The sequence below is a fragment of the Vibrio sp. SCSIO 43135 genome (assembly GCF_023716665.1).
GTDB lineage: Bacteria > Pseudomonadota > Gammaproteobacteria > Enterobacterales > Vibrionaceae > Vibrio > Vibrio paucivorans.
On the sequence record NZ_CP071860.1, the window covers coordinates 1029422 to 1043094 of the forward strand.

The 13673-nt window shown below is 45.6% G+C and carries 15 protein-coding genes and 1 riboswitch; of the genes, 6 read left to right on the plus strand and 9 right to left on the minus strand.

Features of this window, described 5'->3' with window-relative positions; genetic code table 11:
• Positions 1 to 462, minus strand: coding sequence for a hypothetical protein (locus J4N42_RS19055; protein ID WP_252031027.1), 462 nt, complete (start codon positions 460 to 462; stop codon positions 1 to 3).
• Between the two features lie 198 nt (positions 463 to 660).
• Between J4N42_RS19055 and J4N42_RS22630 the strand changes: the two genes are divergently transcribed.
• Complete coding sequence (locus J4N42_RS22630; protein WP_286036679.1) at positions 661 to 789, plus strand: hypothetical protein; 129 nt, start codon at positions 661 to 663, stop codon at positions 787 to 789.
• 9 nt (positions 790 to 798) lie between these two features.
• Here J4N42_RS22630 and nrdG read toward each other — a convergent pair whose 3' ends face one another.
• Positions 799 to 1269: an anaerobic ribonucleoside-triphosphate reductase-activating protein gene (gene nrdG / locus J4N42_RS19060; RefSeq protein ID WP_252031029.1), complete on the minus strand. Its 471-nt coding sequence runs from the start codon at positions 1267 to 1269 to the stop codon at positions 799 to 801.
• A 51-nt stretch (positions 1270 to 1320) separates the two neighbouring features.
• On the minus strand, positions 1321 to 3441 hold the full coding sequence (nrdD, locus tag J4N42_RS19065; RefSeq protein ID WP_252034220.1) for an anaerobic ribonucleoside-triphosphate reductase: 2121 nt from the start codon (positions 3439 to 3441) through the stop codon (positions 1321 to 1323).
• A 297-nt stretch (positions 3442 to 3738) separates the two neighbouring features.
• On the opposite strand from nrdD, the gene J4N42_RS19070 reads away from it, so the two are divergent.
• A complete protein-coding gene (locus J4N42_RS19070) occupies positions 3739 to 4626 on the plus strand; it encodes an endonuclease/exonuclease/phosphatase family protein (RefSeq protein WP_252031031.1) in 888 nt (295 codons plus the stop codon).
• A gap of 82 nt (positions 4627 to 4708) precedes the next feature.
• Here J4N42_RS19070 and J4N42_RS19075 read toward each other — a convergent pair whose 3' ends face one another.
• Positions 4709 to 5047 (minus strand): thiamine-phosphate diphosphorylase, encoded by a 339-nt coding sequence (locus J4N42_RS19075; RefSeq protein WP_252034222.1) that lies wholly within the window; start codon positions 5045 to 5047, stop codon positions 4709 to 4711.
• 269 nt (positions 5048 to 5316) lie between these two features.
• Positions 5317 to 5652 (minus strand): hypothetical protein, encoded by a 336-nt coding sequence (locus tag J4N42_RS19080; protein WP_252031035.1) that lies wholly within the window; start codon positions 5650 to 5652, stop codon positions 5317 to 5319.
• Positions 5653 to 5891: 239 nt separating this feature from the next.
• Positions 5892 to 5989, plus strand: a riboswitch (purine riboswitch).
• Between the two features lie 128 nt (positions 5990 to 6117).
• On the opposite strand from J4N42_RS19080, the gene J4N42_RS19085 reads away from it, so the two are divergent.
• The 3 genes from J4N42_RS19085 (at position 6118) to guaD (ending at position 9487) form a co-directional block, all read left to right on the plus strand.
• Positions 6118 to 7338, plus strand: coding sequence for a NupC/NupG family nucleoside CNT transporter (locus J4N42_RS19085; protein ID WP_252031037.1), 1221 nt, complete (start codon positions 6118 to 6120; stop codon positions 7336 to 7338).
• Positions 7339 to 7348: 10 nt separating this feature from the next.
• Positions 7349 to 8059 carry a purine-nucleoside phosphorylase gene (gene deoD, locus J4N42_RS19090; protein WP_252031040.1) on the plus strand — a complete coding sequence of 237 codons (711 nt, stop codon included), beginning with the start codon at positions 7349 to 7351 and terminating at the stop codon, positions 8057 to 8059.
• Between the two features lie 81 nt (positions 8060 to 8140).
• Positions 8141 to 9487: a guanine deaminase gene (gene guaD / locus J4N42_RS19095; RefSeq protein WP_353505357.1), complete on the plus strand. Its 1347-nt coding sequence runs from the start codon at positions 8141 to 8143 to the stop codon at positions 9485 to 9487.
• A gap of 63 nt (positions 9488 to 9550) precedes the next feature.
• Here the strand turns inward: guaD and J4N42_RS19100 are convergent, their stop codons facing one another.
• The 3 genes from J4N42_RS19100 to J4N42_RS19110 are packed head-to-tail and all read right to left on the minus strand — an operon-like array spanning position 9551 to position 10726.
• Positions 9551 to 10000, minus strand: a complete 450-nt coding sequence (locus tag J4N42_RS19100; protein ID WP_252031043.1) for a YeeE/YedE family protein — start codon at positions 9998 to 10000, stop codon at positions 9551 to 9553.
• A gap of 16 nt (positions 10001 to 10016) precedes the next feature.
• Positions 10017 to 10436: a YeeE/YedE family protein gene (locus J4N42_RS19105; RefSeq protein ID WP_252031046.1), complete on the minus strand. Its 420-nt coding sequence runs from the start codon at positions 10434 to 10436 to the stop codon at positions 10017 to 10019.
• On the minus strand, positions 10433 to 10726 hold the full coding sequence (locus J4N42_RS19110) for an ArsR/SmtB family transcription factor (RefSeq protein ID WP_252034101.1): 294 nt from the start codon (positions 10724 to 10726) through the stop codon (positions 10433 to 10435). Before J4N42_RS19110 ends, J4N42_RS19105 begins: the two co-directional genes overlap by 4 nt.
• 265 nt (positions 10727 to 10991) lie before the next feature.
• Between J4N42_RS19110 and J4N42_RS19115 the strand changes: the two genes are divergently transcribed.
• Positions 10992 to 12695 carry an FAD-dependent oxidoreductase gene (locus J4N42_RS19115; protein WP_252031049.1) on the plus strand — a complete coding sequence of 568 codons (1704 nt, stop codon included), beginning with the start codon at positions 10992 to 10994 and terminating at the stop codon, positions 12693 to 12695.
• Positions 12696 to 12755: 60 nt separating this feature from the next.
• Here the strand turns inward: J4N42_RS19115 and J4N42_RS19120 are convergent, their stop codons facing one another.
• Positions 12756 to 13589, minus strand: coding sequence for a hypothetical protein (locus J4N42_RS19120; protein WP_252031052.1), 834 nt, complete (start codon positions 13587 to 13589; stop codon positions 12756 to 12758).
• Between the last annotated feature and the right edge of the window lie 84 nt (positions 13590 to 13673).

The window sequence follows — 13673 nt, forward strand, 5'->3', positions numbered from 1 at the left end:
TTAGCTGATGAAACTCACCATGAGCACTTCATTGATACTACTCATCGGCACAAAGTCTGGGTAACCAATTTCAATTCTTGGTACCACTTTTAGTGAGTATGCTTTTTCCTGCTCCCAAGCCGTCCAAGACTGTAGACTTGAGTATGCATCCTCTGAAAGAACTAACACAGCCATTTCTGCATGCTTTTGAGCAATGTTAGTTGGAATACACTTGTACAAGTGCTGATACACTTTTTTATCGCCTAAATTGCGATAATCGAAAAACGAAACGCAAGATCGTAAACGAAAGAAACCGTTTGAATTTCCAAACACCGAACTTCGTGAGCCATCTAAATTGGTGAGCAGCCCACCAGAAGACAATATAGATTTATAATTCTCTAGAGTAGTAGCATGAAAAACTGACCCGCTCATTTTACTAACGAAGTCTTCAAAATCATCGACTTTCAAATTACGAACTAACATATTACTCTCATCAGCTAACAGTTATTAGACAGAAAAATTCTGCATTTAAATACAGACTTATTCTATCTAGTATCCATATACCGTTTATCGTACTCCGTTTTAATTCATCTTTACAGTGACTTATGCAACATTGCTTTTAGTGTGCTTCACAAAATGCAGAAATTTTCTGTATAGCATGACGCGCCCTACTCTGGCGCTATGAGTGTACGTTTAGCCAGCAGTTTTCAGGTCAGTTTTGGCGTGTTTGGATTGCGTTGTGAAGTGATATTGAATGCTTTTGAAAAGCTAGAGAATGACTCACCACTAGTTGATGAGCGCGGTGTTTAAATGCGGTGCTTAGCTTAGTGTAAACGTATGAATGATTTGGTTGTCGCTGCCGCGCCATTTTAGGCTCGGATCGGCTCTTTCTTGGATGAATTTGCCGTCGATTAGGGTATCAACGTAGCTCAGAAGTTCGCGCTGTGCATCGTCCAGTTCTGCCAATGTGTAACCAGTCCACATCCAAATGTCTTTGCCTGGGCACTCTTCTTTTACTCGCTTAGCAAGTTTGAGCACATCGGCAACATTGGCTGGGTGCATTGGGTCGCCACCAGACAGCGACAACCCTCTGCGTTTAATACGTGTGTCGTTAAGATCCGCGATGATGTGGTCTTCCAGTTCTTGAGTGAACAAGTGACCAGAATCCAAGCGCTGCGTCGATTGGTTGTAACAGCCTCGGCATTGATGCACGCAGCCAGACACAAACAGTGTGCAGCGCGTTCCTGGGCCGTTAACCACATCTACGGGATGGTACTGGTGGTAGTTCATCTTAAACCTTACTTACAATCACAACCAATCAACTAACAACGAGCGAGCACGTTAAAGGTGCTTAACGCGGCGCTTCACTTCTTCTTGTTTACCGAAGTTAAACGGACGTGCGTCTGGGCTGCCTAGGTAGCCACACACGCGGCGTGTTACCGACACTTTAGTTGAGTCGTGGTTGCCACACTTAGGGCAAGTAAAACCCTTACTGGTACAGTCGAACTCGCCGTTGTAGCCACACTCGTAACACTCATCGATTGGTGTATTTGTGCCGTAGTATGGCACTCGTGTATAGCTGTAATCCCATACGTTTTCTAGCGCTTCAATGTTCTGCTGCATGTTCGGGAACTCACCATAACAGATGAAGCCACCGCTAGAGATCGGCGGGTACGGCATTTCAAAGTCGATCTTGTCGTACGGGTTTACTTTCTTCTGCACATCTAGGTGGAAACTATTGGTGTAGTAACCACGATCCGTTACGCCTTCAATCACACCAAACTCTTTAGTGTCGATTCGGCAGAAACGGCTACACAAGTTTTCACTTGGCGTACCGTATAGGCTAAACGCGTAACCTGTTTCTTCCGCCCATTGGTTCACTTTGTCTTTTAAGTGCTTAACAATATCCAGCGCTTTTTGGCGCAATTCTTCAATGTCGTACACATGGTCTTCATGGCCAAACAGTGCAGTTATGGTTTCGTGAATGCCAATGTAGCCCAAGGAGATCGATGCGCGGCCGTTCTTGAAAATATCGGCGATAGAATCATTCGCTTTCAAACGAACGCCACACGCCCCTTCCATGTATAGGATTGGCGCAACACGAGCTTTCACATTCTCTAAACGGCTAATGCGTGTTTCTAGTGCGCGGCGTGCCACAACCAGTTTTTCATCTAGCAGTTGGTAGAATGCTTTCTCGTCGCCACCCGCTTTTAGCGCAATACGTGGTAGGTTTAAGCTCACTACGCCTAAGTTGTTACGGCCTTCGTGGATCAGTTCGCCGTTTTCTTCATAAGTGTTTAGGAAGCTACGGCAACCCATCGGTGTTTTGAATGAACCGGTTACTTCAACCACTTTGTCGTAGTTCAAGATATCTGGGTACATACGCTTAGATGCACATTCAAGTGCCAACTGTTTGATGTCGTAGTTTGGATCTTCTTGCTTATGGTTCAAGCCATCTTTGATTGCGAACACCAGTTTAGGGAATACCGCTGTTTTACGGTTTTTACCTAAGCCCGCAATGCGGTTTTTCAAAATAGATTGCTGAATCAGTTTCGATGCCCAGCTCGTACCTAAACCAAAACCAAAGGTGACAAATGGCGTTTGACCATTCGCGGTATGCAGTGTGTTTACTTCATATTCAAGCGATTGGAATGCGTCGTAACACTCTTTCTCGGTGCGCGACGTTGCAAACGCTTGTGGATCTGGAATGTCCCACTCTTTTGCAATCGCTAAGTGTTTTTCATAGCTCGCATCTACATACGGCTCTAATACTTCATCGATACGGTTAATGGTGGTACCGCCGTAAATGTGGCTCGCCACTTGCGCGATGATCTGCGCAGTAACGGCTGTCGCCGTAGAGATAGATTTCGGCGTATCGATTTCTGCGTTACCCATTTTAAAACCATGCGTTAACATGCCTTTAAGATCGATAAGCATACAGTTAAACATTGGGAAGAACGGTGCGTAGTCTAAATCGTGGTAGTGAATGTCGCCTTCTTCATGTGCCTGTACTACGTCACGAGGAAGAATGTGCGTTTTAGCGTAGTGCTTAGCGACAATGCCCGCCAATAAGTCACGCTGCGTTGGGATCACTTTGCCATCTTTGTTTGCGTTCTCGTTGATTAGGTCAACGTTGCTTTCTTCGATTAGGCCTTCGATTTCACGTGTTAACGCGCTTTGTTTTTCACGCGCGATATCGCGGTCGTGGCGGTATTCGATGTACGAGCGTGCCAGTGCCTTGTATGGGCCTTGCATTAGCTCATTTTCGACTAGGGTTTGGATTTCTGAAATGTGGACTTCATCGTAGTCTTTTAGCTGTAACTCGACTGCTAATGCAACGTTCAACGCATGAATTGCGACTTCGCTTGTCACATTGTCCGCTGCGCTTTCCACTGCTGCTTGAATACGATCCCTGCTGAACGGAGCTCTTGAGCCGTCACGTTTGATTACGATTGGTTTCACCATTTCTCCTTACCCTTAGTATACTCACAGAGTTATCCACAAACACACTATATAGGGCGATTTTTTATTAGACTGACACTATATGTTGTGGCGGTATTTAACGGGAAGCACTATCAAAAAGTATTGATTTGGATCAACAAAAACTGGAAGCTGACTAAGAAGGATCCGATCTTTTGGCGATTGATCGAAATTCAAAAGAAACGATGAAATTTTAATAAATTGCGAGAATTCCGCTTGCTTTTTTTTGACGTCTGATGAGATAAAGGGTCAGCCGATTTCTTCCATTTATCAGACATAATGAAAAAGCATTTTCGTAAATTTCTCGCCTTTTTTCTTGCAACCGCAGCGCCATCCATTTTTGCTGCGCAACCTATCACTTTATCCACATGGAACATCGAATGGCTGACTTTATCGCCAAGCCAACAGTTTCCACAAAGTGAGCGTAGCAACCAAGATTTTCGCCAATTGCAGCATTACTTTTCAAAGCAAAATGCCGACATATTGGCTTTTCAAGAAGTCGACAGCCCAGAAGCAATCAAGCAAGTCGTTGGTGATAGATACAAGGTGTTTATTTCCGACCGCTCAAACTCAAGTAATAAAGCGCTGCAGTTTGACGACATCAACCAATACACTGGCTTTGCAATCAGTAAAAGGATAGAAGTCGACAACCAGCCAGATATGAACCTGTTGGCCGATGAAAGAAGAAAGCTAAGGTTTGCCAGCTATGTTGTGCTTTCACCAAACAGTGAGCAGCCAATTCATATGCTGTCGGTACATTTGAAAGCGCGCTGTAGCGGGCGTTACAACAATAATCAGCACTGCCAAACATTGAAAGAGCAAGGCGAAAGCCTGAATCAGTGGGTACGAGAGCGAGAAAGGAATCAACACGCTTATGTGATTCTTGGCGACTTCAACCACAACATGGGGTATTCCGGTGACTGGCTTTGGGCAACGATTGCAAAAGGCACTGATGCTGTTCTGGCAACCAAGTCAACACCCGCCGAATGTAAAGTGCGCTCACGTAAGAGCCCACAACGCGTGCACCAGTTTCGATCGCTCATCGACCACATTATCGTCAGTGACGGCCTTTCATTCTCCGAACCATCACAGCAAGTCTTCAACAGCCAAGATGTGCTTAACTACCAACTCAGCGATCACTGCCCTGTGTTAACCACAGTGAATTAATCAAAACTTGCGCTTAACCCCAAACTAAAACGGCCTGTTACTTGTTGAGTAACAGGCCGTTTCATTTATAGCGTTCGACTGCTTAGTAGCAAATCGCGATTACGCCGCACACCATTAAAGCGATAGTGGCGTACCAGAAATATTGCGTTGTGTTGTCGGCAACGTAGGCTTTGATGTAGCTGATCTCTTCATTCGCCATTGTCACGAACTCATTGCGGTTTAAGCTTAAGTCACTCCCCGCCTCTTTCAGCTTTTGCTGAAGCGTGCTGAATGACACGTCGACAAACTTAGCCACGTCATTAACAGAACTGGCAGCGGTCGAAATTCCATCCCAAATCGCCATTCTCGATTCGTATTCACTTTCACTCACTTGGTTGAGAATACGTAAGTCATATTCACGCTTGATGCGTTCCTTAATCACTTTCGCCGAAGACAGATTTTTTAAGTCGTTCAAGACATATACTCCAATGGATTTTTATAGATGTAGTATCGCGCTTAACTGCGCGCAAACTGTTGATGAGCCTAGAGCTCGAAAAGTCGATCTATCAATCCAAACTGGTATGAACAAAGTTAAAGAGTGAATCGGATGGTAATGTGGCAAGCAAGCACCAGCAACACAGACATTTTGTCTAGACGATAAAGAAAGGTAGTTGTAACGCAGATTCAATTCAGCGGTTTATCGAAAGCAGGTTAATTATCCATTGGGACATCATCTAACTGCCACATTTCAAGTACATGAGCGATGGTTGGGCAGCGCCCCATAAGAATTTGATATTTAGGCGTGTACGAATCGCCAAGGTAAGTGGTGCGAATCAACTCGTTGGTTTTGACATCAACTTGCGTGACCACGCGGCCTTTGAAATTATGAAAAATCGCAAACTGTTCGCTTTGGTAAACCATCTGCTCTCGGTAAAACCAAAACTGATCTGGCGTTTCTAACAGCTCGCATTTCAGCGGCAGAGACTCTCCCGCCTTGACAGGTAATGCCAGCATCAATGCTGAAAACAATAGAGCGATTAGCCTCATCTTCGATCCCACACAATTTCACAATCCTTATTGAAACTATAGAAGAGATACCGTGGTGGCTTGGAAAAAATGGTCTAATAGCACCTGTAGCAAATTCATTAGTGAAATAAAACGCATAACCATATACACATCAAATATAAAACTTATGCACTAAAATCCGCAAAATCACATAGATTCACCACTCCGATAACGTTTGCATTATTTTTACAGTTCTTATAGGATGCCGTTCCCCATTTGTTGGGACTTACTATCAGGTATTTTATATAAGCTTCAAATATGGTGAAGCGTATCTACGGCGCACCCCAAATGCCCTACTATAAGATCCCCCAGCTGTATCCTGCCTTATATCGAATAAGTCTGATAAGTGAGTGTAATTTGTACACAGGTGCCTAAGTTCGGTACCACCACTTAATTCTTTACCTTTTAATATGGATGTTGCTAGGTAGAACATGAAAGAGCAGTATCATGTCTATACTAATGAGCATTGTTGGTATCTTTACCTTACTAACAATCGGTTTCCTATTCTCCGAAAATCGTAAATCCATCAATAAACGAACCGTTATCCTCGCCTTAATTGCACAAATTGGTTTTGGTGCATTTGTTATGTTCGTACCTATTGGTGAGCAAATTTTGCAAGGCATGGCAAACGGCGTAAACCATGTAATCTCTTACGCTAACGAAGGTTTAGGTTTCGCATTCGGTGATATTGCTAAGTTCAAAATGGGCTTCATTTTTGTCATCAATGTGCTGTGTGTGATTATCTTTATCTCGGCACTCATCTCTGTTCTGTATTACCTGAACATCATGCAAGCATTGATCAACGTAATTGGTGGCGTGTTAACTAAGCTGCTAGGCACGTCTCGCGCAGAATCACTCAGCGCAACAGCGAACATTTTTGTTGGCCCAATCGAAGCGCCTTCTATGATTCGCCCACTGGTTAAAAACATGACGCGTTCAGAGCTGTTCGCGGTAATGACAGGCGGCCTAGCGAGTGTTGCAGGCGGCACAATGGTGGGTTACATCAGCTTAGGTGTGGATCCTAAGTACATCATCACAGCTTGTTTCATGACGGCCCCAGCTGGCCTGCTGTTTGCAAAACTGCTTTGCCCACAAACAGAAGAAGTTGTAACCGATGAAGCGATTAAGGTAGACAGTAAAGACGCCCCTAAATCGCTCCTAGATGCCATCACAGAAGGTTCACTCGTTGGCATGCAGCAAGTTGCTACCGTTACCGCGTTGGTGATTTCGTTCGTTGCACTGATTGCTTTGCTCAACGGTATTGTTTCAGGTGTGGGCGGTTTATTCGGTTTTGAAAATGTAAGCCTTGAGCTGATCATTGGTTATGCTCTGTCGCCATTGGCGTTCTTGATGGGTGTGCCATGGGACGAAGCGGTAACCGCCGCTGCCCTTATCGGTAAAAAGATTGCGGTAAATGAATTCGTTGCTTACATGAGCTACGTAGAAATCAGTGAAACGCTGTCTGAAAAGACTCGAGCAATCATCGTATTCAGCCTGTGTGGTTTCGCTAACATTGGCTCACTCGCTATGGTTATTGGCGGTATTGGTGCAATGAGCCCAGATCGTCGCCCACTACTTGTAGAAATTGGCCCTCGCGTTCTTTTAGGCGCTATTCTAGCTAACTTAATGTCAGGCACTATCGCTGGCCTGCTTATTACTCTGTCTTAAGGAAATTATTATGCCTACTCCACATATCAATGCTAACAAAGGTGACTTCGCAGAGACTATTTTGATGCCAGGTGACCCACTGCGCGCAAAACTTATCGCAGAAACGTACTTGGAAGATCCAAAGCTGATCTCTGACGTTCGCGGTATCTACGCTTACACAGGCACTTACCAAGGTAAGCGTTTGTCAGTCATGGCGCACGGAATGGGTGGCCCATCTGCTAGCATCTACTTCCACGAGTTAATGACAGAGTTTGAAGTAAAGAACTTTATCCGTATCGGCAGCTGTGGCGCGATCCACGACGACGTTAAACTGAAAGACGTCATCGTTGCGATGGGCGCGTCTACTGATTCTAAAATGAACCGTATTCGTTTCCGCGATCACGATTTCGCAGCTCTGGCTGATTACAACATGCTACAGAAGTGTGTATCTGTGCTTGAAACAACCGACATGAAATACCGTGTTGGCCAAGTATTTTCATCAGACCTGTTCTACCGCCCAGATTTTGATATGTATGACCTCATGGCAAAATACGGCGTACTGGGTGTTGAAATGGAAGTAAATGCACTTTACGCATGTGCAGCCGAGAACAACTGTAAAGCACTCGCAATGTGTACGGTGACGGACCACATCACTAAGGGCGAACACCTTACTGCCGATGAGCGTCGCACTGAGCTGCACGAAATGATTAACGTAGCGCTGAAAACAGCGTTGTCGCTATAAGCCGTTTCGATTAGACGACTTTATCATTACCGACTTAAGCCCAGTTCAGTTTTGCGGCTGGGCTTTTTCTAGGAATCCATCATGTCGAAAAAAGCCATTTTAGGACACGTTTTTCATGCTCCCGTGAAAGGCGAATTTGAGCACCTTGTTAACGCTTGTATCGAGTTCGATGAACTGGGGAAAATCAGCCAAGTTGTAACTCCAGACCAGCACGATTACCAAAGCATTGTACAAAAGCACCAAGAGCAGAACACCTTAACTACTCTGAGTGACAGCCAGTATCTGTTTCCTGGCCTTGTGGATCTACACACTCACGCGCCTCAATGGCCTCAATCGGGTAAAGGGTTAGATTTGCCTTTGTTTGATTGGCTTAACCAATACACCTTCCCACTGGAAAGTAAGTACAAAGATGCGGATTTCCGCGAGCGCTTCTACCCAGAACTAGTCGATACGCTGATCGCCCACGGCACAACAACGGCGATGTACTTTGCAACGATTGACAATGCAGCCTCAGAATACCTAGCCAAAGTGTGTAAGCAAAAAGGCCAGCGAGCATTAATCGGCAAGGTATCGATGGACGAAAAATCGATGTGTCCAGACTACTATGTCGAACAAAGCACAGAAATCGCCCTAAGCGATGCTGAAGCATTCATCCAAAACATTATCGCCATTGATGACAAGAGTGGCCTTGTTCATCCTGTTGTGACGCCTCGTTTTGTACCGACTTGCTCGACAGATCTTCTAGCAGGGCTTGGTAAGCTTGTGCAACATTATCAATGTCATGTACAAACTCACGCTTCAGAAAGCGACTGGGCGCGTGATTTCTCGCAAGAGAAGTACCAAAAAACAGACGTCGAGATTTACCATGAAACTCAGCTTCTGACACGCAGAACCGTTCTGGCGCACTCGATTTTCCTATCAGAATGCGACAAGCAAACCATTAAAGAAGTGGGCGCTGGTATTGCTCACTGCCCACTTTCTAACATGTATTTTGCCGATGCGACGTTCCCTCTGAGAGAAGCAATTGACCAAGATCTGCATGTGGGCTTAGGCTCGGATCTGTCTGGTGGCCCGATTCCATCAATCTTCCATGCGTGTTTAGATGCTGTCAGCCATTCGCGAGTACGTGAAGCGGGAACCAATACCCACTTAATGCAAAACCGTGGCGAGCCGAATACCCGTGTTTCTTTCGTTGAAGCATTTTGGATGGCAACGCACGGCGGTGGTCTAACACTGGATTTGCCTATCGGCGTATTCAAACCAGGGTACTTACTCGATGCCATTGTGGTCGATACGAACGCAAAACACAGCCAAGTCCGCGTTTACTCAGATTTGGACTCACCGCGAGACATCCTAGAAAAAATCATTGTACACACCACGGAGCCTGCGATTTCTTCCGTATGGGTGAACGGCAACAAAGTAAAATAGACAGCAGTCTTCATTAAAAAACAAAGGCCCAGCTATCGCTGGGCCTTTTCATTTCATCATTGACTAGTTTTGAGGAATTGATGGTGAGGGTTGTTTGGGTTCCAATACCTGCTGCCCAATCAAAGAACCGACAATCAAGGATAAAAGAAACAACACTATGCCTTTATCACCCAACGCCAAACTGGCGACTGCCGGCCCAGGGCAAATGCCTGCAACACCCCATCCAAGGCCAAAAATCGCGGCCCCTGAAAGCAACCTTGAATCTAACGTCTTTTTGGTTGGCAAACAGATTGCTTCGCCAGTGACCGATGCTTTTCTTGGTTTAATGAGTAGGAAATAGCTCGGCATAAACACCAGTAACGCGCCTCCCATCACAAACGCTAGGCTCGGATCCCACGCGCCTGCAACATCGAGAAAGCCAATCACCTTTTCTGGTTGAATCATGCCTGAAATTGCCATTCCAGCACCAAACAATAACCCACTCAGTAATGCTGTAATTCTAAATAACCACATTGTCTTATCCCTATCGTTAAAGCACATGTAGGCGAATGAAAACGGTAAGCGCTGCCACAGCCATAAAGACACAGGTCGCCACGATTGAGCGCTTCGATAAACGGCCAATCCCGCAGATACCGTGTCCACTTGTACAGCCATTACCCATGCGAGTACCGAACCCCACGAGTAAACCCGCTAACGACAGAGCCAATAAAGAACTGCTTTGTGTACTTGGCGCGTCAATTCCTAGCATCATAACGCTAAGCACTCCACCGGATACCATGCCCAGCACAAACAATAGTCGCCAAGCATAATCACCGGACTTAGGCGCTAACAAGCCATTAATAACGCCGCTGATGCCAGCCACTTTACCGTTCACTAATAAGAGCAATACCGCCGATACGCCAAGCAAAATGCCGCCAAATAGTGATTCCCAAGGTAATGCTTGCATCATGATGATGTTTCCTCTTTGCAGAACACGCTGTGTAGGCTGCCAATAAGTGTTTCCACTCTTGGATCCGCCAATGAATAGAACACTTGCTGTGACTCTTTTCGTGCTGATATCAGCTTATGGTTACGCAGTACTGTGAGATGCTGAGAGAACGCTGATTGGCTCAACGTTGACGCTTGCTGTAGCGCACCAGCCCCTACTTCCCCTTGCGTTAATTGGCAAAGCACGAGCAACCGTTCTGGATGCGCCATTACTTTCAGTAAATCGGCAGCCTCGGTGACTTTTTCCTGCATGCTTTTTATGTCTAGCTGTTCTTCAACCACAACAGACTCCTCAATAAAAACCTTAATTAGATATTACTTATATAAGTATATTCAGTCAACACTAAATTAGAGTTTGTGAATTTAGCAAAATTAACATTAGACTTTTCTAATTTATAGGTTTAACGTAATAGAAAATTTGCCTAGCAAGCCATGAGTAATCACGTAAAGAATGCAGCTAGGTTTCGATATAGCCTGAGAACGCTGATGTCAGGGCGTTGGTAAGTTGGAGTTCTAAATGACTAAAATTGTTATTGTTGGTGGGGTCGCTGGTGGTGCATCAGCCGCCGCACGTGCACGTAGATTAAGTGAAGATGCAGAGATCATCATGTTCGAGCGCGGGCCCTTTGTCTCGTTTGCCAACTGTGGCTTGCCCTACCATATTGGTGGCGACATTCAGGAACGAAGCAAGCTATTACTACAAACCCCTGAGAGCTTTCTAGCCCGTTTTAACGTCGATGTTCGTGTGATGAACGAAGTGGTAGCGATTAATCGCCACGAGAAAACAGTCACCATTAAGAACCTACTCGACGGCTCTGAATACACAGAAAATTATGACTTTTTGCTGCTAAGTCCAGGTGCGGGCCCAGTGGTTCCACCGATTCCGGGCGTTGATAATCCGTTAACGCACTCACTGCGTAACATCCCTGATATGGATCGAATCATCCAAACCATTCAAATGAACAAGCTAGAGCACGCCACTGTCGTGGGTGGCGGATTCATCGGCTTGGAAATGATGGAAGCCTTCCACCAACTTGGCATCAAATCCACGCTGATCGAAATGGCCGATCAGGTCATGACTCCAGTAGATAGAGAAATGGCGGGGTTTGCTCATCAAGAAATTCGTTCAAAAGGCATCGACCTAAAGCTTGGTGTCGCCCTTGAAAGCATCGATTTTGTACCAAATCAGCAAGTAGCGAATGCAGACAGCGGAGAAAGCACTGCACATCAACATATCAATGGCGAGCTAAACCTGACTTTAAATAGCGGTGAGACACTACGTACCGATATCGTCATCATGGCGGTTGGTGTTCGACCAGAAACCAAGCTTGCCCGAGAGGCTGGGCTTCAGATTGGGCAGCTAGGTGGTATTTACACCAACGAAATGATGCAGACCAGCGATCCAAGTATCTACGCTGTTGGTGATGCTATTGAAGAGAAAGACTTTGTCACTGGCGCGCAAACTTTGGTTCCTCTTGCGGGCCCTGCTAATCGTCAGGGGCGCATGGCGGCAGACAATATGTTAGGCCGCAGCGAAACCTATCAAGGTACACAAGGCACTGCGATTTGTAAGATCTTTGATTTGGCGGTTGCATCTACTGGCAAAAACGAAAAGCAACTGAAGCGCGAAGGCATTGAATACGAAAAGGTGTATGTCCACACAGCCAGTCACGCGAGCTACTACCCTGGCGCAGAGATCGTCTCATTCAAAATGTTGTTCGATCCTAAAACGGGCAAAATCCTAGGTGCGCAAGCAGCTGGTAAAGACGGCGTCGATAAGCGTATCGATGTCATGGCAGTCGCGCAGCGTGCGGGTATGACAGTGGAACAGCTTCAACACCTCGAGCTTACTTATGCGCCGCCATATGGCTCAGCAAAAGATGTGATAAATCAAGCTGCGTTTGTTGCAAGCAACATTATGGCGGGAGATGCCACTCCGATTCATTACGACCAGATCGATTCACTGACAAACGACCAAGTGCTGCTTGATGTTCGTAATCCGGGAGAGCTTGAGAATGTCGGCTTCATTGAAGGTGCGATTAACATTCCTGTCGATCAGTTACGCCATCGTATGGACGAACTACCAAAAGACAAAGAGATTGTGATTTATTGCCAAGTTGGGTTACGCGGTAACGTAGCGTATCGCCAATTGGTCAACAACGGCTTTAAAGCGCGCAATCTGATTGGTGGTTACAGAACCTATAAAATGGCACAGGCGTAACCTGCCACATTTAACTTCTTAACGATAGAGCCTTAGCCAGTCGCTAAGGCTCTCAATCACCTAATTTAACCAAGACGCCAACTGATTTTCGACCACCGGAGTGATGTTGAATCCAATCATAAAATCTGGTCTGGTTTTATCGTCTTTCTCGATGTAGTAATTCGCCTCTAAACCGAATTTCCAAGGCCGACCACCAATAACGGTTGTTTTGGTGACACTTATGTTCAGCGGTATCTCGGCTTGATTGGTATTCCAATCGTAGGAAATGGTTGGCGCTGTGCCGAACGTCCAACCGCCTCCTAACATTTCTACCCAAAATAGCTGCGAAGACGTTTTGTTAATGCGTTTGCCTTCATCAATGCCTGATCCCGCTACGCCATACAAGTGGTTAGGAAACAAGCCTACTACTCGCTCTGAACTTAGCTTACCAAACAATACTTCTGGCCCCACAGCGAACTGATCCGAAGATAATTCATCACTGCCTGTCGGAAACGATGCTATTACACCAAACGCGACAATCGTATCTGGCGCAATGTTTGGCGCATACGCCAAGTCGAATGAAATGTCGGATACACCTGATTGATTCATGTGCACATTGCCGACATTGAAGTCGTTATCTATGGCCGACACCGCTGGCCTAAAAATGATCTTGTCACCACCATCCAAAGGAAACGGCAATGTTGGTTGAAACACCGTGGTGAAGTTGCTTCCGCCGTCTTTGTATCCACCGTTGTACTGAAACTTAAAATTTAAACTTGCATAGGCAGTGTTTGGGTTAGCTAACTCTTTCGCTGCTTTCTCAGCTAACGATTTATCACTTATCACCTCTGATTCAGCCCACGCAGGTGATGCGAGTAGCGTTAATATTAGGGTCGAAACCAGTGTCTTTTTCACTTTGATTGCCTCATTAAAAAAGGAGCTAACCCTTGTGGGTTCAGCTCCTTGCATGTCATTGGGGCAATCATAAATAATGTGAAT

Coding starts and splice junctions, on each gene's coding strand:
- J4N42_RS19055 (WP_252031027.1), bottom strand. CDS start 462: ATGTTAGTTCGTAATTTGAAAGTCGATGATTTTGAAGACTTCGTTAGT.
- J4N42_RS22630 (WP_286036679.1), top strand. CDS start 661: ATGAGTGTACGTTTAGCCAGCAGTTTTCAGGTCAGTTTTGGCGTGTTT.
- nrdG (WP_252031029.1), bottom strand. CDS start 1,269: ATGAACTACCACCAGTACCATCCCGTAGATGTGGTTAACGGCCCAGGA.
- J4N42_RS19070 (WP_252031031.1), top strand. CDS start 3,739: ATGAAAAAGCATTTTCGTAAATTTCTCGCCTTTTTTCTTGCAACCGCA.
- J4N42_RS19080 (WP_252031035.1), bottom strand. CDS start 5,652: ATGAGGCTAATCGCTCTATTGTTTTCAGCATTGATGCTGGCATTACCT.
- J4N42_RS19085 (WP_252031037.1), top strand. CDS start 6,118: ATGTCTATACTAATGAGCATTGTTGGTATCTTTACCTTACTAACAATC.
- deoD (WP_252031040.1), top strand. CDS start 7,349: ATGCCTACTCCACATATCAATGCTAACAAAGGTGACTTCGCAGAGACT.
- guaD (WP_353505357.1), top strand. CDS start 8,141: ATGTCGAAAAAAGCCATTTTAGGACACGTTTTTCATGCTCCCGTGAAA.
- J4N42_RS19100 (WP_252031043.1), bottom strand. CDS start 10,000: ATGTGGTTATTTAGAATTACAGCATTACTGAGTGGGTTATTGTTTGGT.
- J4N42_RS19105 (WP_252031046.1), bottom strand. CDS start 10,436: ATGATGCAAGCATTACCTTGGGAATCACTATTTGGCGGCATTTTGCTT.
- J4N42_RS19110 (WP_252034101.1), bottom strand. CDS start 10,726: ATGCAGGAAAAAGTCACCGAGGCTGCCGATTTACTGAAAGTAATGGCG.
- J4N42_RS19115 (WP_252031049.1), top strand. CDS start 10,992: ATGACTAAAATTGTTATTGTTGGTGGGGTCGCTGGTGGTGCATCAGCC.